Raw genomic sequence first — 24,550 nt, forward strand, 5'->3', positions numbered from 1 at the left:
CATGCAGAAAGTCATAGGCGCGCTGATCATCGTCGCCTGCGTCCTGGGCGGCTACGCCATGGCCAACGGCGACATGCGCGTGCTCTGGCAGCCGGCCGAGGTGGTCATCATCCTCGGCGCCGGCCTGGGCAGCCTGGTGGTGGCCAACCCGCGCGAGGTGCTGCTGGAGATGCTCTCCCAGGTCAAGGGCGTGTTCGTCTACAAGCGCCGCGGCGAGGAGTTCCAGCGCCAGTTGCTGATGCTGCTCTACCAGTTGCTGGAGATGGTCGAGGTAGGCGGCCTGAAGGTGCTCGACGAGCACATAGAGGAGCCGGAGCAGAGCGAGCTGTTCGCCCGCTACCCGCTGATCCTCCAGGAAAGGAACCTGATGGCCTTCATCGCCGACAACTTCCGCCTGATGGCCATGGGCAAGATCAGCGCCCACGAGCTGGAAGGCTTCCTCGAACAGGAGCTGGACGCCATGGAGCACGCCCTGCTGCAGCCGTCGAAGTCGCTGCACAAGGTCGGCGAGGCCATGCCCGGCTTCGGCATCCTGGCGGCGATCATGGGCATCATCATCACCATGGGCAGCATCGGCGGCACCATCGGCGAGGTGGGCGCCCACGTGGCCGCGGCGCTGGTGGGCACCTTCCTCGGCATCTTCTTCTGCTACTGCCTGCTCGACCCGCTGTCCAACGCCATGGCCCAGCGGGTGAAGACCGAACTCTCGGCGCTGGAATGCGTGCGCACCACCCTGGTCGCCCACGTCGCCGGCAAGCCCACGCTGCTGGCGGTGGACGCCGGGCGCAAGCTGATCGAGCAGGACGTCAAGCCGGCCTTCCGCCAGCTCGAGACCTGGGTCAACCAGTACGAGGATGAAAGGGAAGCGGCATGAGGAAGCGTGGCGAGCAGCCCCACGAAGTCATCATCAAGCGGCGCAGCAAGAAGGGCCACGCCGAGGAACACAGCTCCGCCTGGAAGGTGGCCTTCGCCGACTTCACCCTGGCGATGATGGCGCTGTTCATGGTGCTGTGGATCGTGCAGCCGCGCAGCGTGGTGCAGAACCCGGCGGTGGGCGACCTGCAGAGCAACCCGCTGGTGGACGGCGGCGCCGGGGTGTTCGACGGCTCCAGCCGCACGCCGGTGGAACTGGACGGCCTGCCCATGCCGGTGCAGCCGCAGAACCCGCCGCGCACGCCCGAGGGCACCCGCGCCAGCGTCGACGGCAGCCAGCCGGGCGAGGGCAGCGAGCCGCGCCACTACGATTCCAGCGTCGACCTGCAGGAGCTGGCGGCGCTGATCCGCGCGGTTTCCGCGCAGACCGACGCGCTGGCCAACATCGAGGTCAAGGTGGTGCCCCAGGGCCTGCGCGTGCTGATCAAGGACGACCCCAAGCGCTTCATGTTCCCCCGCGGCAGCGCCATCCTCGATCCACATTTCCGCACGCTGCTGGCGGCCCTGGGCGGCGTGCTGGCGAAGGTCGACAACCGCCTGATCCTCAGCGGCCACACCGACGCCGTGCCCTACCGCGGGGCCAACGGCTACAACAACTGGAACCTCTCCGGCGACCGCGCCCTGCAGGCGCGCAACGTGCTGGTGGACGCCGGCCTGCCGGCGAACAACGTGCTCCAGGTGACCGCCCAGGCCGACGGCATGCCGCTGCTGCCGGAGGACCCGCAGAACGGCGCCAACCGTCGCATCGAACTGTTGTTGCTGACCGACAGCGCCGAGCAGCTGTACCGCCAGTTGTTCAGCGACGAACAGGCGCGTGTGCAGGTCGGTTCCGAGGGGGCGAAGTTCAATGGTGGGCAGGGGCCTCTGCGGCCAAGCCTTGATCAGGGCTCGCCGGCGAAGCGCTCGGCACAATAGAGCTGGCGGGTTTCCTCGGCTAACAGGCAGTCGCCGTGGGGCTGTAGGTTCAGCACGCTGTCGTTGTCGCTGCCGTAGAGCAGGTTGAACAGCAGCTCGTTGTCCAGCTGCGTGGCCTGCTGCAGTTCGGCCAGCTCGCTCTTTTCCACGCGCAGGCGCAGGTGGTCGAGGAAGCCCGACTCGACGTGGCCGGAGGTCTTCTGCACGGTATCGCCTTGGCGCGTCACCGCATAGAAGCGGCCGTCGCGCAGCAGCAGGCTGTGCTCCAGGCGCAGGACGCGGCCGTCGGCGAGGATCAGCTGGCCGCTGCTGCGGTAGCGGCCGTCGAACTCGCTGGCGGAGCGGTAGTTGAGCCAGGTGGCGGTCATCCCGCTGAACAGGCCCAGGCTCAGCATTGCGCTGCCGGCGAGCAGGTGCAGACGCTTCATGGCAGGCAGCTCCGCAGTTGCTCGTCGCCCAGGCGGGCGAGCTGGTCCTGGTGGATCAGCAGCAGGCGAGTGGAGGCCTGGGCGCTGCTGCAGGCCACTTCGTAGAAGCCGGCATGGCGCGACAGGGTGAATTGCGCGGGCTGCTCGCTCAGCGCGGCCAGGCGCGCGCTCAGGGCGCCGGTGCGCTCGCGCAGCTGGGCCAGGCCCTGGGCGCGCGCATCGAAATAGGTGAAATGCTTGTTGCCGATGTCCAGGTCCGCGCGCAGGTCCTGGGTTCGCTGCAGGGCATAGTGCAGCGTGGCGGCCAGGGCCAGCCCAATCAGCAGAAGCGGCGCCGCCACGGCCAGCAGCTCGGGCCTGCGCCAGCGGCGGGCCGGTCGCAGCGGCGGGGTGGCGGGCATGGCGGCCGGGGCCGGTTCCTGATCGGGGAGGGGCGCGTCCTCGGCTTCGACCGGTGCGCGCACGGCGAAGCGCGGGTTGAGCATGTAGCCGCGGCGCGGCAGGGTCTGGATGATCTCGCGGCGCTTCTCGTCGCCGAGTATCTGCCGCAGCGTGTAGATCTGCTGGTTGAGGCTGCCCTGGCCGACCACCCGGTCGCTCCAGGCGTGGGCCAGCAATTCGTCGCGCGCCACCACCTCGCCGGGTTCGCGCAGCAGGCGTTCGAGCAGGCGGCTGCCGGAGAAGCCCAGCTCGACCTTTTCCTCGAAACCCTCGCGCTGCAGCACCAACTGGTACAGCTCGGGCTGGAAGTGGGCGAGGCAACCGTCGGCCAGGCCGGTACGGATGAGGCGGGCGGGAAGGGGGCGGGCGTCGGCGACGGGCGTGATCTGAATCATGTCCATGAAGCGTCTGGCAGCCTGTCCCTGTACGAATTCGTATCGGTTCTGATGAAGAGGGACGACATTCTGGCGTCAATAAAATGTAGAGACAAGTCCCATTTCTATACCTTTCTTGCTTGACAGATTGCTAATTCCACTCGCGTCGCCGGATTCCCCGGCCCCAACGGCAAACGCCCCGAACGGGTCGGGGCGTTTGCTTTCGGTCAGTTGCGCGGGGCGGATCAGCCCAGCAGGGACATGACCATGCCCGGCATCTGGCCGGCCTGCTTGAGCATGGAGATGCCGGACTGCATCAGCATGCTGTTCTTGGTCATGGCCGCCGATTCGGAGGCGAAGTCGGCATCCATGATGGTGCCCTTGGCCACGTCGGTGTTGTCCTTCATGTTGGCCAGGTTGTTGGCGGTGTGGTTCAGGCGGTTGATGTTGGCGCCGAACTGGGCGCGCAGGGTGCCGATGCTGTCCAGGGCGTCGCTCAGCTTGTCGATCATGCCGTTGGCGTTGGTAGCATTGATTTCATCACCCGTCAGAGTGTCATCGCCGTAGGTTTTGGAGATATCGCCGAGAGCAGTCGCCACAGCTGAGACGTTGTCCTTGGCGTCCAGGCTCAGGACTTCGCCGCTACTGGCCCCGATCTGGAACTTGACGGCGTCGGAGAACTTGCCGCCGGTACCGTCGGTGGTGCTGCCGTCGGAGAAGAGGTTGGAGCCTGCATAGCTGGTGTTCTTCATGATATTGGCCAGCTCTTTGCCCAACTCGTCGTACTCGGCTTGCATGGAGTCTTGGTCATCTGTGTTGTTGGTGCCGTTCGCCGACTGGGTGGCCAGGTCCTTCATGCGCTGGACGATGTCGGTCATCTCGCTGAAGGCGCCTTCGGCGGTCTGCAGCAGGGACACGGAGTCGTTGACGTTGCGGGTGGCCACGGCCATGCCGCGGGACTGGGCGTCCAGGCGGGTGGCGATCTGCAGGCCGGCGGCGTCGTCGGCGGCGCTGTTCACGCGGTAACCGGTGCCCAGGCGCTGCTGGTTGGTGGCCAGCTTGGCGTTGGTCTTGTTCAGGTTGGTCTGGGTGGTCAGGGCGGAATAGTTGGTATGGATCGACAGAGCCATGGAATGAATCCTCGGATTGGGCTTGTGTAAAGCCGGCTTTGATCGCCTGCTGAAGGGGTAGGGCGACCGGGATGGAAAAGGGCTTAAGGGCCGATTCGAGAAATTCTTGCGGGAGGCGGGAAGAGGGCATCGCGGGCAGGGCCCGCTCCTACGAAGAGCACCTCGGCGCGATCGACAAGGCAACTGCTCCAGCCGCACCAGGGACGCACGAACGGAGCGGACCTTGTCCGCGATAGCCAGAGGTATCGGCGCGATTCGCGGATGAGATCCGCTACGCCGCCTCACCCGTGTCATTCCCCTGTAGGAGCGCGCCCTGCGCGCGAAATCGCGGGCAGGGCCCGCTCCTACAGATTGCCGGGGGGCACGGTATTCCTCCCCCGTAGGAGCGGACCTTGTCCGCGATAGCCGGGGGTATCGGCGCGATTCGCGGATGAGATCCTCCTACGCTGCCCCACCCGCGTCATTCCCCTGTAGGAGCGCGCCCTGCGCGCGAATCGCGGGCAGGGCCCGCTCCTACGGGCTCTTTCATTCGAAGGTGCTGCTCACCACCCCCGCCTCGACCACCCGCGCCTGGATCACTTTCTCGCTGCTCAGGTTGCGCACCTTGATCACTTCGCCCTGCTGCCCGTTGGCCAGGGCCTGGCCCGGGGTGCTGGCCTGGATGCCGTCGCGGCTGGCGTTGATGCGGACCTGCTGGCCGCGCTTGACCAGTTGCGCGCCGCTGAGCACCTGCGGGGTGAGCAGCTGGCCGGCGCGCAGGCGGCGGCGGGCGCCCTGGCCGATGACCTGTTCGGGGCGGGTGAAGAAGCCGTGGTGGGCGCGGGCGATGTTCTGCGCTTGCAGCTTCAGGTCGCCGGCGCCCAGGACCTGGCCGCGGTCGATGATGGCGGCGCTCACCAGCACCGGCAGGAAGGCATCGGCCTGGCTGCTGACCGTCACCGCCCAGCCGGCGCCGTCCGCGCAGCGCACTTCATAGCGCTGGCGGGCCAGGGCCGAGGGTTCGTCGCTGCGCCTTTGCAGTTGCAGCGGCGTTCTGCAGGGCGCTGGCGGCAGGCTGCCGAGCAATTCGTGGCTGAACTGGCTGCGCAGGCCCTGCCAGCCGTTGCGCCGGGCTTCTTCGCGCAGCTGGGCGTCCAGTTGCGCGCTCACCGCCTGTTCGACCTGAGCGCGGGCTTCGCCGGCGGCCTCGCCCGTGGGGCTGGCCAGGCCGGCGGCGAGGACCAGGAAGAGGGCGGAAAGGCTTTTTCCGCCCCGGCCCGCCAGGCGACGCGAAAGCGGAAGCCGGGGGGCGGCCGGGGGTTGGCGGTGTGGGCTGGAGGTCAGTGAAATCAAGGCTTCGCTCGCTGTTCTCAAGTTAGGCACGGTTCCTGCTGAAGGGGACGCCAGCAAGAGTCAGGCCGGAGACAGCCACCGATGAGCATACGGGTAGAAGAATCCCTCGCCGTGCACGTGCGTGCGCTGCAGGTGCGCACCCAGCGCAGCGAGATACTCGCCGCCAACCTGGCGAACCAGGACACCCCGGGCTTCCTCGCCCGCGATATCGACTTTGCCGGCGAGATGCGCCGCCTCGACCCGCAGGCCGAGGACGCCGGCCTGGCCTTCGCCGACGACGACGCGCAGCTGAAGTACCGCATCCCCAACCAGCCGTCGGAAGACGGCAACACCGTCGAGCAGGGCGTGGAGCAGTCGGAGTTCGCCCGCAACGCCATGGGCTTCCAGACCAGCCTGACCTTCCTCGGCATGAAGTTCCGCGGCCTCAAGCAGGCCATCGAAGGACGTTGAGCATGGCACTGGACTCCATCTACCGCATCGCCGGTTCCGCGATGACCGCGCAGACCGTGCGCCTGAACACCGTGGCCAGCAACCTGGCCAACGCCGACTCCGCCGCCTCCAGCGCCGATGCCGCGTACAAGGCGCGCAAGCCGATGTTCGCCGCCGTCTACGGCAACGACGAACTGGTGCGCGACGCCGGCATGGGCGGCGCCCGCGTGCAGGTGCTGGACGTGGTGACTTCCGGCACCGAGCCGCAGCGCCGCTACGAGCCGAACAACCCGCTGGCCAACCGCGACGGCTACGTCTACTACCCGGACGTCAACGAGATCGAGGAAATGACCGACATGATGTCGGCCACCCGCAGCTTCGAGACCAGTGTCGATGTCCTCAACCGTGTACGCAGCATGCAGCAGGGCCTGCTGAAGCTGGGAGAACAGTCATGACCAGCAGTGTCAACGGCACCAACTCCGCCAGCGGCAGCAGCACTGGCGGCGACAGCGTCGGCGTCAACCTGACCGACGTGTCGCAGCTGCAGAACAACTTCATCACCCTGATGGTCGCGCAGATCCAGTACCAGGACCCGACCGACCCGGTGGACAGCACCCAGTTCGTCAACCAGTACTCGCAGCTGTCCCAGGTGCAGAGCCTGGAGAACCTCAACACCATCCAGAAGAACAGCCTGGTACTCGCCGACAACCTGCAGAACCTCACCGCCGCCGGCCTGGTAGGGCAGAAGGTGATGGTCTCGGTGGACAGCCTGCAGCTGGACGACGCCGTGGTCGACGGCCAGGTGCAGCTGGAGCATGCCTCCACCAGCACCACCCTGAAGCTGACCAGCGCCGCCACCGGCGAGGTGACCAAGCTCGCCCTCGGCCCGCAGGAGGCCGGCAGCGTGGCCTTCAGCGTCGACCCGCGGAAGCTCGGCCTGGCGCCGGGCAAGTACAGCGTCGAGGTCGAGACCAGCAGCGGCGAGAAGCCCAAGGTCGAGGTCGGCGGCAAGGTCAGCCACGTGCGCGTCAGCGAAAGCGGCCCGGTACTGGAAGTCGAGGGCGCCGGTTCCGTGCCCTTCTACAACATCGTCGAATTCGGCAGCGCGGCTGCCTGATCCCGCCCAGGAGAACCCCGATGAGCTTCAATATTTCCCTGACCGGGCTGAACGCCGTCAGCGAGCAGCTGGACACCGTCAGCAACAACATCGCCAACGTCGGCACCGTCGGCTTCAAGTCCTCGCGCACAGAGTTCGGCAGCGTCTACGCCGACAGCCAGGCGATGGGCGTGGAAGTGCTGGGCAGCACCCAGAGCATCAGCCTCGGCGGCAGCCTCACCAACACCAGCCGCAACCTCGACCTGGCCATCTCCGGCACCGGCTTCTTCATGGTCAAGAGCGCCACCGGCGAGACCCAGTACACCCGCGCCGGGGTGTTCAACACCGACAACGCCAACTACATGGTCAACGCCTCCGGCCAGCGCCTGCAGGGTTACTCGGTGGACGCCGCCGGCAACCTGCAGGCCGGCGTGCTCGGCGACCTGCAGGTGAAGACCGCCAGCCTGCCGGCCAAGGCCACCGACAGCCTGGACTTCGTCGCCAACCTCGACGCCGACGGCGAAGTGCCGGCCCTGGCCTTCGACCCGGCCGACGCCTCCACCTACAACTCCACCTACACCACCAAGGTCTATGACTCCCAGGGCAAGGAACACACCCTGACGCAGTACTTCGTGAAGACTGGCGACAACACCTGGACCAGCCACTACTACGCCGACGGCAACGCCGTGGGCACCCAGGCGCTGAGCTTCGACAGCGCCGGCATGCTGACCTCGCCCAGCGCGCCCATCACCCTCAACGTCGGCGGCCTGGCCGGCGGCGTGAACGCCCTGGCGATCAACGTCGACTACACCGGCACCACCCAGTACGGCTCCGACTTCGCCGTCACCACCAACAAGGCCTCCGGCTATGCCTCCGGCGACAAGACCGGCCTGACCGTCGACGAGGACGGCATGGTCTACGTCAACTACAGCAACGGCCAGCGCCTGCTGCAGGGCCAGGTGGTGCTGGCCAGCTTCGTCAACCCCGAGGGCCTGCGCGCGGTCAGCGGCACCGCCTGGACCGAGACCTCGGCCTCCGGCGGCCCGCTGGTGGGCGCCCCCGGCGGCGGCCAGTTCGGCGACCTGGTGGCCGGCGCGCTGGAAGGCTCCAACGTCGACCTCACCGCGCAACTGGTGAGCCTGATGGAAGGCCAGCGCAACTACCAGGCCAACACCAAGGTGCTGACCACCGACAAGGAACTCACCCAAGCGCTGTTCGGCGCCGTCTGAGGCTGACCCATGGACCGCCTGGCCTATACCGCGATGAGCGCCGCCAGCCGCACCCTGCAGTCGCTGCAGGTGCGCGCCAACAACCTGGCCAATGCCAACACCCCGGGGTTCCGCGCCGACATGGAGCGCGTCAGCGCCGTGGACGTGAGCGGCTACGGCTACGACAGCCGGCACCTGGCGCGCCTGGAGAACAACGGCGTCGACATGGCCCCCGGCACCCTAACGGTGACCGGCCGCGACCTCGACTTCGCCATCCGCGGCCAGGGCCTGATCGCCCTGCGGGACGGCGAGGGCGAGGCCTACACCCGCCACGGCAGCATGGTCGTCGACAGCGAGGGGCGGCTGACCATCAACGGCCGCCAGGTGCTGGGGGAGGGCGGCCCGATCGTCCTGCCCGAGTACGACAGCGTGAACATTGGCGAGGACGGCACCGTCTCGGTGATGCCCCGAGGCGACTACCTGATGACCGAGGTGGACCGCATCAAGCTGGTCGACGCCCCGGCCGCCGAGCTGCAGAAGAACGCCGCCGGCCTGCTGGTGCGCAAGGACGGCCAGCCGGCCGAGGCCACCGAAAACGTGCGCCTGGTCAGCGGGTACCTGGAGGCGAGCAACGTGTCGTCGATCGACCAGCTCACCGCGACCATGAGCCTGAACCGCATGTTCGAGACCCAGGTGAAGATGATGAAGGCCGCCGAGGACATGGCGTCCGCCGGCGACCGCCTGCTGCGCGACTGACGCGCCCCGTACAACCCGGCCGCGCTGCGCGCGGCCCGCGAAGGAGATACCGCATGAGTTCGGCACTGTGGGTGAGCAAGACCGGCCTGGCCGCGCAGGACACCGCGCTGTCGGCGGTGGCCAACAACCTGGCCAACGTCAACACCACCGGCTTCAAGAGCGACCGGGTGGTCTTCGAGGACCTGTTCTATTCCATCGACCGACAGCCCGGCGCCCAGGCCGACCAGGTCAACACCGTGCCCTCGGGCATCCAGTTGGGCAGCGGCGTGCGCGTGGCCGGCACGCAGAAGGTGTTCACCGAAGGCAGCATGCAGACCACCGGGCAGCCGATGGACCTGGCCGTGGTCGGCCGCGGCTTCTTCCAGGTGGAAGCGCCCAACGGCGACACCCTGTACACCGAGAACGGCCAGCTGCAGCTCAACTCCGACGGCGTGGTGGTCAACGCCCAGGGCCTGCCGCTGATCCCCAACATCGAGGTGCCGGCCGGCAGCAGCAGCTTCACCGTGGGCAGCGACGGCACCGTCACCGCGATCATGGCCGGCGAGACGCAGCCGACCCAGCTGGGCCAGATCACCCTGGTCAACTTCACCAACCCGGCGGGCCTGGAGGCCCTGGGCGGCAACCTCTACCGCGAGACCGTGGCCAGCGGCCAGCCGGTGGAAGGCGTGCCCGGCGAAGACGGCCTGGGCACCCTCAAGCAGGGCGTGCTGGAAGGCTCCAACGTGCAGGTGGTGGAGGCCATGGTCAACATGATCGCCATCCAGCGCGCCTACGAGGCCAACGCCAAGGTACTGGACGCCGCCTCCGGCATGCAGCAGTTCCTCAACCAGACCGTATGACCGCCATGAGCCGCCTGCCGACGCTGCTCGCCCTGCTGCTATTGGGCGGCTGCGCGAGCTTCAACGAGATGCTCCCGGAAGAGGACTCCAGCGCCTACCAGCCGCCGACCCTCGACTACAGCCTGCCGCCCACCACCGGCGGCGGGCTGTACCGCCCCGGCTACTACGGCGGCCTGGTGCAGGACCAGCGCGCCCTGCGCGTGGGCGACGTGCTCACCGTGGTGCTGGAGGAGCAGACGCAGTCGAGCAAGAGCGCCGGCACCAGCTTCGACAAGAGTTCCAGCCTGGGCATCGGCATCCCCACCATCCTCGGCCACAGCTACGACCGCCTGGAAAGCTCGGCGGACAGCTCGCGGGACTTCAAGGGCGACGCCAAGAGCGAGCAGCAGAACTCCCTGCGCGGCGCCATCGCGGTGACCGTGCACCAGGTGCTGCCCAACGGCACCCTGGTGGTCCGCGGCGAGAAGAACCTGCGCCTGAACCAGGGCTCGGAATTCATCCGCCTCACCGGCCTGGTGCGGGTGGAAGACATCAACCGCAACAACCAGGTGTCCTCGCAGAACGTCGCCAACGCCAACATCTCCTATGCCGGGCGCGGCGTGCTCAACGACAGCAACTCGGCCGGCTGGCTGACGCGCTTCTTCACCCACCCCCTGTTCCCTCTGTGAGGCGCTGCCGGCCATGCGAGCCATCCTGAAGTACCTGCTGCCGCTGACGCTGTTCTGCTGGCCCCTGGCGAGTCGCGCCGTGCCGCTGCTGGAACTGGTGGACGTGGAGGGCATCCGCGGCAACCAGCTGATCGGCTACGGCCTGGTGGTCGGCCTCGACGGCACCGGCGACAAGACCCAGGTGAAGTTCACCAGCCAGTCGGTGGTGAACATGATCAAGCAGTTCGGCGTCAACCTGCCGGCCAACATCGACCCCAAGCTGAAGAACGTCGCCGCGGTGAGCATCACCGCCGAAGTGCCGCCCTCGTACAGCCCCGGGCAGACGGTGGACGTCACCGTGTCCTCGCTGGGCGACGCCAAGAGCCTGCGCGGCGGCCAGCTGCTGCTCACGCCGCTGCGCGGCATCGACGGCGAAACCTACGCCCTGGCCCAGGGCGCGGTGGCCGTGGGCGGCCTCAACGCCAGCGGCCAGAGCGGCTCCAGCGTGACCATCAACACCGCCAACGGCGGGCGCATCCCCAACGGCGCGACCGTCGAACGGATGATCCCCAGCGACTTCGCCAGCCGCCCGGACATCATGCTCAACCTGCGCCAGCCCAGCTTCCAGACCGCCGCGCACATCGTCACCGCGCTGGACAACCTGCTTGGCGCCGGCAGCGCCCAGGCCCTGGACGGCACCAAGGTCAGCGTGCGCGCGCCGGTCTCGGCCAACCAGCGCACCAGCTTCATGGCCCTGCTCGAAGGCGTGGAGGTGCAGGAAGGCCGCGAACGGCCCAAGGTGGTGTTCAACAGCCGCACCGGCACCGTGGTCATCGGCCAGGGCGTGCGGGTGAAGGCCGCCGCGGTGTCCCACGGCAGCCTCACCGTGACCATCAGCGAGAACCCCCAGGTCAGCCAGCCGGCGCCGTTCTCCGGCGGCCGCACCACGGTCACGCCGCAGTCCGACGTCAACGTCGCCCAGGACAAGAAGCCGATGTTCCGCTGGCCCGAGGGCGCCAGCCTGCAGGGCATCATCGACACCGTGAACAGCCTCGGCGCCACCCCGGACGACGTCATGAGCATTCTCCAGGCGCTGGAGAAGGCCGGCGCGCTGAACGCCGAACTCATCATCATCTAGGGCGCGCGCATGAGCATCGTTTCACTCCCCACCGCGCTGAACGCCGCGCGCGGCCAGGACGGCAACCCCCAGGCGCGCCTGGAGGCGGCCGCCGAGCAGTTCGAGGCGCTGTTCCTGCAGCAGATCCTCAAGCAGATGCGCAAGGCCGGCGACGTGCTCTCGGCCGGCGGCATCGGCCGCAGCCGCGACCTGGACACCCTGCGCGACTTCTACGACGGCGTGCTCGCCGACAGCCTGGCCGAGCGCAAGCAGACCGGCATCGCCGCGCTGCTGGTGCGCCAGCTTTCCGGCCACGACTCCGACAGCCGCGGCGAGGCGCTGGCCGGTGGCGATCAACTGGGCCTGCCGCGCAGCCTGCAGCAGGCCGTGGCGGCCGACTGGCAGCGCGGCGTGCAGGCCGCCGGGCGGCTCTGGCAACGCGGCAGCGCGGCCTTCGGCGAGCTGGTGGACAGCCTGATCGACCACGAATCCGCCGGCGACGTCGCCGCCGTCTCGCCCAAGGGCGCCCGCGGCCTGATGCAGCTGATGCCCGACACCGCGCGGGAAATGGCCGCCAAGCTGGGCCTGGAGTTCGACCCGCAGCGCCTGACCCAGGACGGCGCCTACAACCGCCAGCTCGGCAGCGCCTACCTCGACGAAATGCTGCAGCGCTACGACGGCCACCGCGCCCTGGCCCTGGCCGCCTACAACGCCGGCCCCGGCCGGGTGGACGAGTGGCTGAAGAGCAACGGCGACCCGCGCCGCGGCGAGATCAGCGGCGAGGCCTGGATCGAACGCATCCCCTTCGAGGAAACCCGCCGCTACACCCGCGGCATCCTCGACGACCTCGATCGCCGCGGCCAGGCCGCAGCGCCGGCGCCGCTTAAGCCGGCGGCCGAACCGGTCGCCTATCAGCAGCAGGGCAGGCAACACCAGGCACTCTCCGCCGCCTTCGCCCAACCGATCCGCCTTCAGCCCAAAGGGAAGCAGTCGTGAGCAATTTGACGCAGATCGCCTACAGCGGCGTGCGCGCCTCGGAGATCGGCCTGTCGATCACCGGGCAGAACACCTCCAACGTCAACACCCCCGGGTTCAGCCGCCTGTCGGTGCTCACCAGCTCCCTCGGCGGGCAGGGCTCGCTCAGCCCCGGCGGCGGGGTGAAGGTGACCGGCATCCGGCGCATGTCCGACGACTTCCTCAACCAGCAGCTGTGGCGCGCCACCACCGCGCAGAACTACTACAGCAACGCCCAGCAGTACCTGGGCGCGCTGGAGGACCTGATGTCCAGCGACGGCGCCAGCATCAGCGTCGGCCTCGACAACTTCTTCGCCGCCCTCAGCGAGGCCAGCGCCACCCCGGACTCCACCGCCCTGCGCCAGCAGATCATCGCCGAGGCCGGCAACCTGGCGCAGCGCTTCAACACCCTCTCCGGCAACCTCGACACCCAGCTCAAGTCCCTGCAGGAACAGCGCGGCACCATGGTCGGCGAGATCAACGGCCTGACCGGCAACATCGCCCTGCTGAACAAGAAGATCGTCGCCGCGCAGTCCGCCGCCGCCGACCCCTCGGCCCTGCAGGACCAGCGCGACGCGCTGATCACCCAGCTCAGCCAGTACAGCAGCATCCGCACCAGCGCCGCCGCCGACGGCTCGGTCTCGGTGTCCCTGGCCAACGGCCAGCCGCTGGTGGCCGGTGCCTCCGCCGCGCAGCTGAAGGTCAGCCTGACCAGCAGCGGCGAACAGGACGTCAGCCTGGCCTTCGCCGGCACCCAGTTCGCCATCCACCAGCAGGACCTGGGCGGCGCCATGGGCGCGCTGTACGACACCGAATACCAGACCCTGCGGCCGAACCTCGACAGCCTGGCGCAGATGGCCACCCAGGTCGCCGACCTGGTCAACTCCACCCTGGCCGGCGGCTATGACCTCAACGGCAACCCCGGCCAGGCGCTGCTGCAGGCCAACCCCGGCAGCACCGGCAAGCTGCTCAGCCTCACCGGCCTGCAGCCCACCGAACTGGCGCTGTCCGACAGCGCCGGGGAGAAGGGCAACAACGGCAACCTGCTGAAGCTGATCGACCTGAAGAGCCATGTCATCACCCTCGACGGCAATCAGGTGACGCTCAACGACGCCTACGCCGGGCTGATCGGCCGGGTGGCCAGCGACAGCCGGCAGAACCAGGCCGACCTGGACACCGCCAAGACCGTGACGCAGCAGGCGCAGAACCAGCGCGACAGCGTCAGCGCGGTGAACCTGGACGAGGAGGCGGTCAACCTGATGACCTACCAGCAGGCCTACCAGGCCAACATGAAGGTCATCAGCACCGCCAAGGACCTGTTCGACAGCATGCTCGCGGCCTTCTGAACGCCGTAGCCCGCCACCCGACGAGACGCCCCATGCGCATCACCAATTCGCAGAGCACCGCCATCCTCCTGGACTCGATGAGCCGCAACACCGAGAAGATGTCGCAGCTGATGCAGCAGATGTCCAGCAGCAACCGCATCCAGCACCCCTCGGACGACCCCATCGCCGCGGTGCGCATCCTGCGCATCCAGCGCTCGGAGGCCAGCCTGGCCCAGTACGGCAGCAACATCGCCGGGGTCTCGGGCAACCTGTCGATCCAGGAAACCAACCTGCAGTCCACCTCCGACACCCTGCTGGACATCCGCGACCTGCTGCTGTGGGCGGCCAACGGCTCCAACGCCAACGAGCAGCTCGGCGCCATGGCCGGCGAGCTGTCGAACCTGGAGAAGACCCTGGTCAGCTACCTCAACGTCAAGGACGAGGAGGGCCGCTACCTGTTCTCCGGCACCCTCACCGACCAGCCGGCGGTGACCTACGACGAGGCCAGCGGCACCTACAGCGCCACCGGCAACGACAAGACGCGCCAGGCGGTGGTGGCCAACGGCGTGATGGTCGACGAGAACGTCGCCATCCGCCCGCTGTTCGGCAACGGCATGGACCTGCTCAACGGCCTCCACGCCCTGGTGGCCAAGCTGCAGGACCCGGCCCTGGACAGCAGCGACCCGGCCATCCAGCAGAGCATCGCGGCTACCCTCGACCTGCTGGACGACAGCCACGGCAAGCTGCTGTCGGCCATCACCGACCTGGGCGGGCGGCAGAACACCCTGACCCTGCTGGACAACAGCAACCAGGACATCTCCCTGGTCAACCAGAAGGTCGAGGGCGACCTCTCGGCGCTGGACTACGCCAAGGCCAGCATCGACCTGGGCAACTACAAGCTGGCCCTGCAGGCGACGCAGAAGACCTACCTGACGGTCAACGGCTTGTCGCTGTTCAGCCTGCTCTGAGGACACTGGCGCGATGAAGGTCGAGAACCCGTTCCCGGCGGTCGCCGCCATCGACGGCCAGCCGCGCCAGGCGCCGCCGGCGGTGGGCGAGCGCACCCTGCGCCAGCGCAAGCCGGCGCGCAGCGCGGCCAGCACTGGCGAGCGCAGCCCGGGCAAGGCCGCCGGCTTCAGCATCCAGCTCAACCAGCAGCTCAGCGCCATGCAGAGCGCCGAAGGCTACCTGGGCGAGCTGGCCGACCGCCTCAACCAGCTCAAGCTCAGCCTGGGCCGCGAGCTGGGCAGCGGCCAGGGCGGCAACCGCAAGCAACTGGAGCAGCCGCTGCAGCAGGCCGCCGAGCTGCTGGCGCAACGCCGCGAGCGTAGCGCCGGCGGGCTGGACGCCAACCTCGACCTGCACCTGCACGAAGCGGCGCGCACCCGCTTCGCCATCGACGGCCTGGCCACCCTCGACGAAGCCCGCGCAGGCGGCCGCGAGACCCTGCTGTTCCAGACCGGCCGCGCCCAGGGCGAACCCGGCGTGGTAGTGCTGGACGACGCCATGAGCGACCAGCAGTTGCTGCGCAGCTTCAACGTCGGCCTGGCATCCAGCGGCATCCGCGCGGAACTCGACGCCGACGGCAGGCTGACTTTCTCCATGGCCGAGGCCGACTGGCGCAAGCAGGGCGGCCAGCTCAATGTGCAGGGGGAGGGCAAACGCTTCGCCAAGGACCGCGCCAGCCCTGCCCGCACCCGCGAGCAGCGCCTGCTGGACCTGCCGCAGAGCCTGGCCGGCAGCGACCAGCGCGAACTGCGCCACATGCTCGACCAGGTGATAGACGCGCTGGACCGCATCGGCACCCTGCGCGATCAGCTGCGCCAGCGCCAGGGCGAGATCCGCGAGTTCCTCGCCCGCCAGGCCGACCGCGACGAGCAGCAATGGGCGCAGGACTACGCGGCGTCGGTATTCAACCTGGTGCGCGACAGCGGCTCCAGTTACGCGGCGGTGACCCAGACCGTGGTGGCCCAGGCCAACCTGAGCCGTTTCGCGGTGGTCAGCCTGCTTTCTTGAGCCGGGCTTGTTAAGCTGCGCCGAACCCTGGGGCCGATCGACGGTCCCAGTTCGCAGACGACGGACAGGAAGGCTCCGTCCGCACCCTTGACAATGACGGTTAGGTCGATCCGCATGGTTTACGTACAACGCGATGGGCAAGGAAATCTGTTGAGAGTGGAAAGCCAGCCCTTCGAAGGCATGAACGGCACGCTGGCCTACCAGAGCGATGAACTCCGGCAATGGCTGGATGCGCGCACCGAGGTGCGCAGCCGGCTGGACCTGCTGCGCCAGTCCGACCTGGAAGTGATTCGTGTGCTGGAAGACGTGGTCAACGTGCTGGTCGAGCGCGGGGTGATCCGCTACACCGACCTGCCCGAGGCGGCCCGCCGCAAACTTGATGAACGCGCCGTGGCGCGCGCCGAGCTGGAAGGCCTGGCGGACCACCCCGGCGACGACGACTGAGCGGCCGCACCGAGGCGCTTTTCGCAGGATGGGTATCGCTGCGCTCAACACCATCCTGCGAGAGCCCGTGCCCGTCCGTAGGGTAGGAGCGGACCTTGTCCGCGATGGCCGGACGTTCCGGCGCGGATCGCGGATGAGATCCGCTCCTACGCCGCCCCCACCTGCGCCCATGCCCCTGCAGGAGCGACTGTCTTGCCCCGCGCGCCGAGGCGCTCTTCGTAGGATGGGTTGAGCCTGCGAAACCCATCGGGCCATGGTGATGGGTATCGCTGCGCTCAACGCCATCCTACGTCGCTGAGCCAGGCACCGCTCCCTGCAGGAGCGAGCTTGCTCGCGAACCCCCCGGGGGTTTGAAAGTCGGCATCGGGGCGCAGGGCGGCTGGCCGCTCGCCTAGACTGGCGGCATCGCCCCGCGGAGCCCGCCCATGATCCCACTCGCCGAGCGCATTGCCGCCCTGGACTGGCCAGCGCTGGCCGCGCGCCTGGACGCCGGCGGCCACGCCCTGGTCCCCGGGCTGCTCGACCGGCGTCAATGCCAGTGGCTGCGCGCCCTCTACGCCCGCGACGAACCCTTCCGCAGCCGGGTGGTCATGGCCCGCCACGGCTTCGGCCTGGGCGAGTACCGCTACTTCGCCTATCCCTTGCCGGCGCCGCTGCAGACGCTGCGCGAGGCCTTCTATCCGCCCCTGGCGAACATCGCCAACGCCTGGCAACGCCGCCTGGGCCTGGCGCCGGCATACCCGCCGCAGCACGCCGAATTCCTCGAACGTTGCCACGCCGCCGGCCAACTGCGCCCCACGCCGTTGCTGTTGCGCTATGGCGAGGGCGACTACAACTGCCTGCACCAGGACCTGTACGGCGAACTGGCCTTCCCGCTGCAGGTCGCCATCCTGCTGTCGCAGCCGGGCGAGGAGTTCGGCGGCGGCGAGTTCGTCCTCACCGAACAACGCCCGCGCATGCAGTCGCGGGTGGAGGTGGTGCCGTTGTGCCAGGGTGATGCCGTGGTGTTCGCCGTTTCGCAGCGGCCGGTGCGGCGCGCGCGTGGGGACTATCGGGTGAGCATGCGCCATGGGGTCAGCCGGTTGTTGTGGGGGGAGCGGTTTACATTGGGTGTCATCTTTCACGATGCGCTTTGAGGGCTGCCCTGCGTACCATCGCCTGCCGTACAGCAGACGAAGGAGCGTGCAATGCATTACGAGGTCGTGGTGGCCCACCGTAGCGAGTATCCGGAGCCGATCACTTTTGCCAGGGGCGCGTTGCTGAAGGTGGGTGAGCGCTACGAGGGGCCTGAGGGTTGGGACGATTGGTACTTCTGCGCGGCGGCTGGGCGGGAAGGCTGGGTGCCGGCTCAGGTCTTCGAACGGGTGGGCGAGGGCGTTGGGCGGGCGCTGGAGGACTATACGGCGCGGGAGATGGAGGTGGGGGTTGGGGAGAGAGTGGTTGGTGGCAGGATTCTTGGGGGATGGGTCTGGTGTTGCCGGGAAGGGGATTCGGGGTGGGTGCCTTTGGCGTGTCTGCGGGCGTTGGGTTGACGCTGCTCAAGAGCCCCTCTCCCTAACCCTCTCCCTGAAGGGAGAGGGGACTGTCCGTGCCGATGCTGGAGCCGTGCCTCATTGAGGTTTCAGACGCGGATAAAACGACCAGGGAGATTTGGAATATCGCTTCAGGCCATACGGCCCCCTCTCCCTCTGGGAGAGGGCTGGGGTGAGGGTTGCGGACCCGCAGCAAACACCCAAACCCCCACCTGGGCCCTCCAAAAAAAAGCCCCAGCCTGGCGCCAGGGCCGGGCCGCCATCCGCGGCCCAAGGTCAGAGGCTCCTGTTTTCAGTGACGCCCGAGGAAATCCATCAGCAGCGCATTCACCGCTTCCGCCGCCTCCATCTGCAGCATGTGCGCCTGTTCCGGCAGCACGTGGACTTCGGCGCTCAGGCCCTGGGCGTGGCTGGCCGGGATGATGGCGTCGGCCTCGCCCCGGATCACCAGCGCCGGGTGCTCGCCAGCTTCCAGCACGCCGCGCAGGTCCACCTGCTGGCGGCCATCGGCGAACAGCTTGCCGGCGAGCTGACGCAGCGCCGTGTCCACGCCTTCCAGGCGCTTGTACTTGAGCATGTCTTCCAGCATCTGCCGGTTCACCAGCGCGGCGTCGGAGAACAGCTGTACCAACTGCGGCTTGAGGGCATTGGCCAGCCCCAAGCGCCAGGCCCTGCTCGACGCCCTGGTGCGCCACCGCTGGCAGCCGGGCCCCGCGGCCCAGGCCCTGGGCATCTCGCGGGCGACGCTGTACCGCTGGGTGAAGCAGCACGGCATCGAGATGCCGCGGGCGAAACGCGAACCCGCCTGCTCTTCGCACGGCGGAAACCATGGCCCGGCAGGCTCCCCCTACGGGAAGCCTGCGCCTTATACCCTGCCCAGCCTGATGGTCAGCGGCCAGCTCACCTGGCGCGTTTCCACCTCGCCCCAGGCCGCCTGCAACTCCCCGCGCAGCGCCTCGACCGGGTCCTGGCCGGTGGCCTGGCGGTAGCTGGCCACCGCCGACCAGCTATACAGGTAGTCGACCAGGCGCTGGAAACTCCACTGCGCCTCCAGGGCGAAGGGTGGCGTCTCCACGCGCTCGAAGGGGAAGGGGATGGTTTCGTAGCCGGTCTCCACATGCTTGCGTTCCGGCGCCCAGTAGGGGCCGACCAGGTCGTGGTAGAGGTGGCGGATCAGCGCGTCCAGGCGCTCGTCGATGTTCAGCAGGTTGTAGGAGACCACCGCCAGCAGCGCGCCGGGGCGCGACACGCGGCGCACCTCGGCGTAGAAGCGCTCGACATCGAACCAGTGCAGGGCCTGGGCCACCAGGGTGAGGTCGACGCTGGCCGGCTGCAGCGAGGTGCTTTCCGCCGGTTCGCAGCGGTAGTCGACGTTGGCCTCGCGGGGGGCCTGTTCCAGCTGCTTGGCGTTGATGTCGGTGGCCACCACCTGCTGGAAGTGCCGGGCCAGGTCGAGGCTGGCCTGGCCGGAGCCGCAGCCGCAATCCCAGGCCAGGGCGGTGGAGGGCGCCACCTGCGCCAGCCAGGCGAAGAACGCCGGGTCGTAGGTCGGGCGACCGGCGCGGTAGGCGTCGGCCTGCTGGCTGAACAGCTGGCGGGTGTCGGTCATGGGGGAGCTCCGGGGGCTGCGGGCGGGGGACTATCTTGCCGGTGGGTGTGGGAGGGGCTCAAGGGGCGGAGTCAGCCCGATGCTCCGGCACAACCGGGAAACTCCGTTCGCGAGCAAGCTCGCTCCTACAGGTGCAGGAGATATGCTGTCGTAGGATGGGTTGAGCGAAGCGATACCCATCGCCACGGCCACATGGGTTTCGCAAGCTCAACCCATCCTACGAAAAGCGCTTCGGCGCAGCGGGCATAAAAAAGCCCCGCGATCAGCAGCGTGCGTCGCGGGGCCAAGTGGCCGGAGAGTGGCCAGGGAGGAACCTGTCAGGCCTGGGGTTGCCAGCCGCCGCCGAGGGCCTTGTAGATGGCGACTATGCCGCGGTACACGTCGACCTCGGCCAGGGCCTGGGCGTCTTCGGCGGCCAGTTGTTCGCGCTCGGCGTCCAGCAGGTCGAGGAAGTCCAGGGTGCCTTCGCGGTATTGCACGCCGGCCAGTTCGGCGGCCTTGCGGCTGGCCTCGGACTGGCGCACCAGCACCAGCATGCGCTGCTGGCGCTTGCCGTAGTCGCTGAAGGCGTTGGAGGACTCTTCCAGGGCCAGCAGCACCTGCTGCTCGTAGCTGGCGAGCGCGGCGTCGGCGTCGGCCCTGGAGGCGCGCAGGCGGGCGCGCACGCTGCCCAGGTCGAAGGCGGCCCAGCTGATGGTCGGCGCCACGCCCCAGGCGCGGGCCGCGCCTGAGCCTATCTGCGAGCCGCGCCCGGCGGTGTAGCCGAGGAAGCCACCGAGGCTCACCCGCGGGAACAGGTCGGCGGTGGCTACGCCGACGTCCGCCGTGGCCGCGGCCAGGCGGCGTTCGGCGGCGGCGACGTCGGCGCGGCGGCGCAGCAGGTCGCCCGGGTCGCCGATCGGCAGGGCCTTGGCGATGGCCGGCAACTGCCTGGGCGAGAGGTCCACGCTGAGCTGGTCCGGGCGCTGGCCGAGGAGGGTGGCGATGCGGTTGCGCTGGCGCACTTCCTCGGCCTGCAGTTGCGGCAGGGTGGCTTCGGTGGCGGCCAGGCGCGCTTCGGCGCGCTGCACGTCCAGTTCGTTGCCCACGCCGTTGTCGCGCAGCTGAATGGTCAGGTCGCGGGACTCGCGCTGGTTCTTCAGGTTGTCGCGGGCGATGCCTTCCCTCAACTGCGCGCCGCGCAGTTGCCCGTAGGCGTCGGCCAGCTCGGCGACCAGGCTGACCTGCAGCTGCTGCAGGTCGGCCTGGGCCGCCTGGCTCTGGGCGTCGGCCGATTCCAGTTCGCGGCGCACGCGGCCGAACAGGTCGACTTCCCAGATCATGTCCAGGCCCAGGTCGTAGCGTTCCTGGTTGACGCGGTCCTCGGTCTGCCCCGGCACCTGGCCCTTGCCGACCTGCGAGGAGGCGCGGCTGGTCACGGTGGGGAAGCGGTCGTTGGAGACGTCGTCGCGGATCGCCCGCGAGGCCAGCACGCGGTCGTAGGCCACGCGCAGCTCGCGGTTTTCCTGCAGGGCCTGGTCGACCAACTGGCTCAGCACCGGGTCGTCGAACTGTTTCCACCAGGCGTCTTCGAAGCGGCTGCGGTCGAAGGCTGCCGCGCCGGTTTCGAGCTTGGCCGGCGCGGTGTCCGGCTGCCTGTAGTCGGGGCCGACCATACAGGCGCTGAGGCTCAGGGCCAGCAGCGCCGGGGCGAAGTGTTTCAGGTTCATGCGTGGCTGGCCTCGTGGGTCAGGCGGGCTTGTTTCTTCGCTTCGCGGGCTTCCATGAAGCGGCGGATGAGGACGTAGAACACCGGCGTCAGCAACAGGCCGAAGAAGGTCACCCCGAGCATCCCGGAGAACACCGCGACGCCCATCGCGTGGCGCATCTCGGCGCCGGCGCCGGTGGACAGCACCAGCGGCACCACGCCCATGATGAAGGCGATGGAGGTCATCAGGATCGGCCGCAGGCGCAGGCGGCAGGCTTCCAGCACGGCGCTGACGCGGTCCATGCCTTCTTCCTGCTTGTCCTTGGCGAACTCGACGATGAGGATGGCGTTCTTGCACGCCAGGCCCACCAGTACGATCAGGCCGATCTGGGTGAAGATGTTGTTGTCGCCGCCGGCGACGATCACGCCGCCAATGGCCGACAGCAGGGTCATCGGCACGATCAGGATCACCGCCAGCGGCAGGCCCCAGCTCTCGTACAGCGCGGCGAGCACCAGGAAGGCCAGGAGCACGCACAGCGGGAAGACGAAGGCCGCGGTGTTGCCGGCGAGGATCTGCTGGTAGGTCAGGTCGGTCCACTCGTAGGTCATGCCGTTGGGCAGTTCCTGCCTGAGCAGTTTTTCCATCGCCGCCTCGGCCTGGCCGGAGCTGTAGCCGGGCGCCGCGGCGCCGTTGATCTCGGCGGTGATGAAGCCGTTGTAGTGCATCACCCGGTCGGGGCCGGAGGTGTCGCTGATCTTGATGAAGGTGGCCAGGGGGACCATTTCACCGAGGTTGTTGCGCACCTTCAGCTGGCCGATCTGTTCCGGGTCCAGGCGGAAGTTCTGGTCGGCCTGGACGTTGACCTGGTAGGTGCGGCCGAAGCGGTTGAAGTCGTTGGCGTACAGCGAGCCCAGGTACACCTGCAGGGTGTCGAAGATGTCGCTGATGGCCACGCCGTGGGTCTTGGCCTTCTCGCGGTCGATGGCGGCGTCCACCTGCGGCACGTTCACCTGGTAGCTGGTGAACACCGACATGGGGTTCAGCTCGGGCAGCGCGCGGGCCTTGGCGAGGATGTTCTGGGTCTGCGTGTAGAGCTCCTCGTAGCCCAGGCTGCCGCGGTCCTCGACCTGCACGCGGAAGCCGCCGATGGTCCCCAGCCCCTGTACCGGCGGCGGCGGGAAGATGGCGATGTAGGCGTCCTGGATGTCGGCGAACTGCTTGTTCAGCTCGGCGGCGATCTCGCCGGCGGACATGCCCGGGCCCTTGCGCTGGTCGAAGTCCTTCAGCGGGGTGAAGACGATGCCGCTGTTGGGGCTGTTGGTGAAGCCGTTGATCGACAGGCCCGGGAAGGACACGGTGTGCTCGATGCCCGGGTGCTTGCCGGCGATTTCCGACATGCGCTTGATCACCGCCTCGGTGCGGTCGAGGGTCGCCGCGTCGGGCAGCTGGGCGAAGGCCACCAGGTACTGCTTGTCCTGTTGCGGCACGAAGCCGGTCGGGGTGCTGGAGAAGCCCAGGTAGGTGAGGGCGATCAGCCCGGCGTAGATGAACAGGGCGATGGAGCTGCCGCGCAGCACGCGGGTGACGGTGCCAACGTAGCCATGGCTGGCGCGGTCGAAGAAGCGGTTGAACGGGCGGAACAGCCAGCTGCCCAGCAGCTTGTCGAGGATCAGCGAGAAGCGGTCCTTGGGCTCGTGGTGGCCCTTGAGCAGCACGGCGGCCAGGGCCGGGGACAGGGTCAGCGAGTTGAACGCGGAGATCACCGTGGAGATCGCGATGGTCAGCGCGAACTGCCGGTAGAACTGCCCGGTGAGGCCGGAGATGAACGCGGTCGGCACGAATACGGCGCACAGCACCAGGGCGGTGGCGATGATCGGCCCGGTCACTTCCTTCATGGCGCGCTTGGTCGCCTCGATGGGCGTCAGCCCGAGGCCGATGTTCCGTTCGACGTTCTCCACCACCACGATGGCGTCGTCCACCACGATGCCGATGGCCAGCACCAGGCCGAACAGCGACAGCGCGTTGAGCGAGAAGCCGAAGGCGTGCATCACCGCGAAGGTGCCGATCAGCGACACCGGCACGGCGGCCAGCGGGATGATCGAGGCGCGCCAGGTCTGCAGGAACAGCACCACCACCAGCACCACCAGGATCAGCGCTTCGAACAGGGTGTGCACCACCGCTTCGATGGAGCCGCGGACGAAGATGGTCGGGTCATAGACGATGGAGTAGTCCACGCCCTGGGGGAACTCCTTCTTCAGCTCGGCCATCTTCGCGCGCACCTCGTTGGAGATGGCGATGGCGTTGGAGCCGGGGCGCTGGAAGATCGGGATGGCCACCGCCGGCTGGTTGTCCAGCAGCGAGCGCAGGGCGTACTGGCTGGAGCCCAGTTCGATGCGCGCGATGTCCTTCAGGCGGGTGATCTCGCCGTCCGGGCCGCTGCGGATGATGATGTTCTCGAACTCCTCCTCGCTGACCAGGCGGCCCTGGGTGTTGATCGACAGCTGGAAGCTGGTGGCGCTGGGCGCGGGCGGCGCGCCCAGGGCACCGGCGGCGACCTGGCGGTTCTGCTCGCGGATGGCGTTGACCACGTCGGTGGCGGTCAGGTTGCGCGAGGCCACCTTGTTCGGGTCGAGCCACACGCGCAGCGAGTAGTCGCCCATGCCGAACAACTGCACGTCGCCCACGCCGTCCAGGCGCGCCAGTTCGTCCTTGATGTTGAGGATGGCGTAGTTGGACAGGTAGAGCATGTCGTAGCGGTTGTCCGGCGAGGTCAGGTGCACGACCATGGTCAGGTCGGGCGAGGCCTTGTCGACGGTGATGCCGATGTGGGTGACCTCCTCGGGCAGCTTCGGCTCGGTGCGCGTCACGCGGTTCTGCACCTGCACCTGGGCGTTGTCCAGGTCGGTGCCCAGGGCGAAGGTGATGGTCAGCGTCATCTTGCCGTCGGCGGTGGACTGCGAGGACATGTAGAGCATGTTCTCGACGCCGGTGATGGCCTGCTCCAGGGGAGCTGCGACGGTCTCGCCGATCACCTTGGGGTTGGCGCCGGGGAAGGTGGCGCGCACCACCACGGTGGGCGGCACCACTTCGGGGTATTCGCTGATCGGCAACTGGAACAGCGAGATGGCCCCGCCGATCAGGATGATCAGCGAGAGCACGGCGGCGAAGATCGGCCGCTGCACGAAGAATTGCGAGAAGTTCATGGTTCGTTCCTGGCGCGCGGGGCGCTAAACCCTGGGCAAAAGGTCACCCACGGCCCTGGGTGGGGCCAGGGCCG

Annotated in this window: 24 protein-coding genes and 2 pseudogenes; 18 read left to right on the forward strand and 8 right to left on the reverse strand. The window is 68.3% G+C overall.

Features of this window, described 5'->3' with window-relative positions; translation table 11 throughout:
* Position 1 precedes the first annotated feature (1 nt).
* Both motA and QSJ95_RS10490 read left to right on the forward strand, forming a co-directional pair.
* Entirely contained in the window at positions 2-874 is an 873-nt protein-coding gene (motA, locus tag QSJ95_RS10485) for a flagellar motor stator protein MotA (protein WP_043313286.1), read from the forward strand.
* Positions 871-1,848, forward strand: coding sequence for an OmpA family protein (locus QSJ95_RS10490; protein WP_285642195.1), 978 nt, complete (start codon positions 871-873; stop codon positions 1,846-1,848). The genes motA and QSJ95_RS10490 overlap by 4 nt, the downstream gene beginning before the upstream one ends.
* Here QSJ95_RS10490 and QSJ95_RS10495 read toward each other — a convergent pair.
* The 4 genes from QSJ95_RS10495 to flgA all read right to left on the reverse strand — a co-directional run bounded on the left by QSJ95_RS10495 (position 1,815) and on the right by flgA (position 5,370).
* A complete protein-coding gene (locus tag QSJ95_RS10495) occupies positions 1,815-2,276 on the reverse strand; it encodes a hypothetical protein (protein WP_285642197.1) in 462 nt (153 codons plus the stop codon). The genes QSJ95_RS10490 and QSJ95_RS10495 overlap by 34 nt on opposite strands.
* Complete coding sequence (locus QSJ95_RS10500) at positions 2,273-3,118, reverse strand: winged helix-turn-helix domain-containing protein (protein WP_285642199.1); 846 nt, start codon at positions 3,116-3,118, stop codon at positions 2,273-2,275. Before QSJ95_RS10500 ends, QSJ95_RS10495 begins: the two co-directional genes overlap by 4 nt.
* A 218-nt stretch (positions 3,119-3,336) precedes the next feature.
* Positions 3,337-4,221: a lateral flagellin LafA gene (gene lafA / locus QSJ95_RS10505; protein ID WP_285642200.1), complete on the reverse strand. Its 885-nt coding sequence runs from the start codon at positions 4,219-4,221 to the stop codon at positions 3,337-3,339.
* Between the two features lie 525 nt (positions 4,222-4,746).
* A complete protein-coding gene (gene flgA, locus QSJ95_RS10510) occupies positions 4,747-5,370 on the reverse strand; it encodes a flagellar basal body P-ring formation chaperone FlgA (protein WP_285642202.1) in 624 nt (207 codons plus the stop codon).
* Positions 5,371-5,634: 264 nt separating this feature from the next.
* Between flgA and flgB the strand changes: the two genes are divergently transcribed.
* The 15 genes from flgB (at position 5,635) to QSJ95_RS10585 (ending at position 17,976) form a co-directional block, all read left to right on the forward strand.
* Positions 5,635-6,003, forward strand: coding sequence for a flagellar basal body rod protein FlgB (gene flgB / locus QSJ95_RS10515; RefSeq protein WP_009622749.1), 369 nt, complete (start codon positions 5,635-5,637; stop codon positions 6,001-6,003).
* Between the two features lie 2 nt (positions 6,004-6,005).
* Positions 6,006-6,437 (forward strand): flagellar basal body rod protein FlgC, encoded by a 432-nt coding sequence (gene flgC / locus QSJ95_RS10520; RefSeq protein WP_009622747.1) that lies wholly within the window; start codon positions 6,006-6,008, stop codon positions 6,435-6,437.
* Positions 6,434-7,099: a flagellar hook capping FlgD N-terminal domain-containing protein gene (locus tag QSJ95_RS10525; RefSeq protein WP_285642207.1), complete on the forward strand. Its 666-nt coding sequence runs from the start codon at positions 6,434-6,436 to the stop codon at positions 7,097-7,099. The genes flgC and QSJ95_RS10525 overlap by 4 nt, the downstream gene beginning before the upstream one ends.
* Positions 7,100-7,119: 20 nt before the next feature.
* Complete coding sequence (gene flgE, locus QSJ95_RS10530) at positions 7,120-8,307, forward strand: flagellar hook protein FlgE (protein WP_285642208.1); 1,188 nt, start codon at positions 7,120-7,122, stop codon at positions 8,305-8,307.
* Between the two features lie 9 nt (positions 8,308-8,316).
* Positions 8,317-9,042 (forward strand): flagellar basal body rod protein FlgF, encoded by a 726-nt coding sequence (locus QSJ95_RS10535; RefSeq protein WP_043271832.1) that lies wholly within the window; start codon positions 8,317-8,319, stop codon positions 9,040-9,042.
* A gap of 53 nt (positions 9,043-9,095) precedes the next feature.
* Entirely contained in the window at positions 9,096-9,881 is a 786-nt protein-coding gene (gene flgG, locus QSJ95_RS10540; protein WP_009622739.1) for a flagellar basal-body rod protein FlgG, read from the forward strand.
* 5 nt (positions 9,882-9,886) lie between these two features.
* Positions 9,887-10,549 (forward strand): flagellar basal body L-ring protein FlgH, encoded by a 663-nt coding sequence (flgH, locus tag QSJ95_RS10545; protein ID WP_043313434.1) that lies wholly within the window; start codon positions 9,887-9,889, stop codon positions 10,547-10,549.
* 13 nt (positions 10,550-10,562) lie between these two features.
* Positions 10,563-11,666, forward strand: coding sequence for a flagellar basal body P-ring protein FlgI (locus tag QSJ95_RS10550; RefSeq protein ID WP_074986158.1), 1,104 nt, complete (start codon positions 10,563-10,565; stop codon positions 11,664-11,666).
* Between the two features lie 9 nt (positions 11,667-11,675).
* The gene (locus QSJ95_RS10555; protein ID WP_285642211.1) at positions 11,676-12,641 is read left to right on the forward strand and encodes a lytic transglycosylase domain-containing protein; all 966 of its coding nucleotides are present in this window, start codon (positions 11,676-11,678) and stop codon (positions 12,639-12,641) included.
* Positions 12,638-14,005, forward strand: coding sequence for a flagellar hook-associated protein FlgK (gene flgK, locus QSJ95_RS10560; RefSeq protein ID WP_285642212.1), 1,368 nt, complete (start codon positions 12,638-12,640; stop codon positions 14,003-14,005). The genes QSJ95_RS10555 and flgK overlap by 4 nt, the downstream gene beginning before the upstream one ends.
* 32 nt (positions 14,006-14,037) lie before the next feature.
* Complete coding sequence (gene flgL, locus QSJ95_RS10565) at positions 14,038-14,952, forward strand: flagellar hook-associated protein FlgL (RefSeq protein ID WP_249916917.1); 915 nt, start codon at positions 14,038-14,040, stop codon at positions 14,950-14,952.
* Positions 14,953-14,965: 13 nt separating this feature from the next.
* The gene (locus QSJ95_RS10570; protein ID WP_285642218.1) at positions 14,966-16,000 is read left to right on the forward strand and encodes a hypothetical protein; all 1,035 of its coding nucleotides are present in this window, start codon (positions 14,966-14,968) and stop codon (positions 15,998-16,000) included.
* Between the two features lie 114 nt (positions 16,001-16,114).
* Positions 16,115-16,444 carry a tryptophan synthase subunit beta gene (locus QSJ95_RS10575; RefSeq protein WP_074986169.1) on the forward strand — a complete coding sequence of 110 codons (330 nt, stop codon included), beginning with the start codon at positions 16,115-16,117 and terminating at the stop codon, positions 16,442-16,444.
* A gap of 425 nt (positions 16,445-16,869) precedes the next feature.
* The gene (locus QSJ95_RS10580; RefSeq protein WP_285642222.1) at positions 16,870-17,580 is read left to right on the forward strand and encodes a 2OG-Fe(II) oxygenase; all 711 of its coding nucleotides are present in this window, start codon (positions 16,870-16,872) and stop codon (positions 17,578-17,580) included.
* Between the two features lie 51 nt (positions 17,581-17,631).
* Complete coding sequence (locus QSJ95_RS10585) at positions 17,632-17,976, forward strand: SH3 domain-containing protein (protein ID WP_043313309.1); 345 nt, start codon at positions 17,632-17,634, stop codon at positions 17,974-17,976.
* 292 nt (positions 17,977-18,268) lie between these two features.
* On the opposite strand, the pseudogene QSJ95_RS10590 reads toward QSJ95_RS10585, so the two are convergent.
* Positions 18,269-18,625, reverse strand: a pseudogene (locus QSJ95_RS10590) (acetoin dehydrogenase dihydrolipoyllysine-residue acetyltransferase subunit); the annotation flags it as partial.
* Between QSJ95_RS10590 and QSJ95_RS10595 the strand changes: the two are divergent.
* Positions 18,621-18,773 (forward strand): annotated as a pseudogene (locus QSJ95_RS10595) (helix-turn-helix domain-containing protein); the annotation flags it as partial. The pseudogenes QSJ95_RS10590 and QSJ95_RS10595 overlap by 5 nt on opposite strands.
* Before the next feature lie 68 nt (positions 18,774-18,841).
* Here QSJ95_RS10595 and QSJ95_RS10600 read toward each other — a convergent pair.
* The 3 genes from QSJ95_RS10600 to QSJ95_RS10610 form a co-directional block, all read right to left on the reverse strand.
* Positions 18,842-19,585, reverse strand: a complete 744-nt coding sequence (locus QSJ95_RS10600; RefSeq protein WP_285642225.1) for a class I SAM-dependent methyltransferase — start codon at positions 19,583-19,585, stop codon at positions 18,842-18,844.
* A gap of 317 nt (positions 19,586-19,902) precedes the next feature.
* Complete coding sequence (locus QSJ95_RS10605) at positions 19,903-21,294, reverse strand: efflux transporter outer membrane subunit (RefSeq protein ID WP_285642227.1); 1,392 nt, start codon at positions 21,292-21,294, stop codon at positions 19,903-19,905.
* Positions 21,291-24,476: an efflux RND transporter permease subunit gene (locus tag QSJ95_RS10610; protein ID WP_285642229.1), complete on the reverse strand. Its 3,186-nt coding sequence runs from the start codon at positions 24,474-24,476 to the stop codon at positions 21,291-21,293. The genes QSJ95_RS10605 and QSJ95_RS10610 overlap by 4 nt, the downstream gene beginning before the upstream one ends.
* Positions 24,477-24,550: the final 74 nt, after the last annotated feature.

The sequence above is a fragment of the Pseudomonas sp. NBRC 100443 genome, assembly GCF_030268185.1.
GTDB classification, from domain to species: domain Bacteria; phylum Pseudomonadota; class Gammaproteobacteria; order Pseudomonadales; family Pseudomonadaceae; genus Pseudomonas; species Pseudomonas citronellolis.

Coding starts and splice junctions, on each gene's coding strand:
- motA (WP_043313286.1), top strand. CDS start 2: ATGCAGAAAGTCATAGGCGCGCTGATCATCGTCGCCTGCGTCCTGGGC.
- QSJ95_RS10490 (WP_285642195.1), top strand. CDS start 871: ATGAGGAAGCGTGGCGAGCAGCCCCACGAAGTCATCATCAAGCGGCGC.
- QSJ95_RS10495 (WP_285642197.1), bottom strand. CDS start 2,276: ATGAAGCGTCTGCACCTGCTCGCCGGCAGCGCAATGCTGAGCCTGGGC.
- QSJ95_RS10500 (WP_285642199.1), bottom strand. CDS start 3,118: ATGGACATGATTCAGATCACGCCCGTCGCCGACGCCCGCCCCCTTCCC.
- lafA (WP_285642200.1), bottom strand. CDS start 4,221: ATGGCTCTGTCGATCCATACCAACTATTCCGCCCTGACCACCCAGACC.
- flgB (WP_009622749.1), top strand. CDS start 5,635: ATGAGCATACGGGTAGAAGAATCCCTCGCCGTGCACGTGCGTGCGCTG.
- flgC (WP_009622747.1), top strand. CDS start 6,006: ATGGCACTGGACTCCATCTACCGCATCGCCGGTTCCGCGATGACCGCG.
- QSJ95_RS10525 (WP_285642207.1), top strand. CDS start 6,434: ATGACCAGCAGTGTCAACGGCACCAACTCCGCCAGCGGCAGCAGCACT.
- flgE (WP_285642208.1), top strand. CDS start 7,120: ATGAGCTTCAATATTTCCCTGACCGGGCTGAACGCCGTCAGCGAGCAG.
- QSJ95_RS10535 (WP_043271832.1), top strand. CDS start 8,317: ATGGACCGCCTGGCCTATACCGCGATGAGCGCCGCCAGCCGCACCCTG.
- flgG (WP_009622739.1), top strand. CDS start 9,096: ATGAGTTCGGCACTGTGGGTGAGCAAGACCGGCCTGGCCGCGCAGGAC.
- flgH (WP_043313434.1), top strand. CDS start 9,887: ATGAGCCGCCTGCCGACGCTGCTCGCCCTGCTGCTATTGGGCGGCTGC.
- QSJ95_RS10550 (WP_074986158.1), top strand. CDS start 10,563: ATGCGAGCCATCCTGAAGTACCTGCTGCCGCTGACGCTGTTCTGCTGG.
- QSJ95_RS10555 (WP_285642211.1), top strand. CDS start 11,676: ATGAGCATCGTTTCACTCCCCACCGCGCTGAACGCCGCGCGCGGCCAG.
- flgL (WP_249916917.1), top strand. CDS start 14,038: ATGCGCATCACCAATTCGCAGAGCACCGCCATCCTCCTGGACTCGATG.
- QSJ95_RS10570 (WP_285642218.1), top strand. CDS start 14,966: ATGAAGGTCGAGAACCCGTTCCCGGCGGTCGCCGCCATCGACGGCCAG.
- QSJ95_RS10575 (WP_074986169.1), top strand. CDS start 16,115: ATGGTTTACGTACAACGCGATGGGCAAGGAAATCTGTTGAGAGTGGAA.
- QSJ95_RS10580 (WP_285642222.1), top strand. CDS start 16,870: ATGATCCCACTCGCCGAGCGCATTGCCGCCCTGGACTGGCCAGCGCTG.
- QSJ95_RS10585 (WP_043313309.1), top strand. CDS start 17,632: ATGCATTACGAGGTCGTGGTGGCCCACCGTAGCGAGTATCCGGAGCCG.
- QSJ95_RS10600 (WP_285642225.1), bottom strand. CDS start 19,585: ATGACCGACACCCGCCAGCTGTTCAGCCAGCAGGCCGACGCCTACCGC.
- QSJ95_RS10605 (WP_285642227.1), bottom strand. CDS start 21,294: ATGAACCTGAAACACTTCGCCCCGGCGCTGCTGGCCCTGAGCCTCAGC.
- QSJ95_RS10610 (WP_285642229.1), bottom strand. CDS start 24,476: ATGAACTTCTCGCAATTCTTCGTGCAGCGGCCGATCTTCGCCGCCGTG.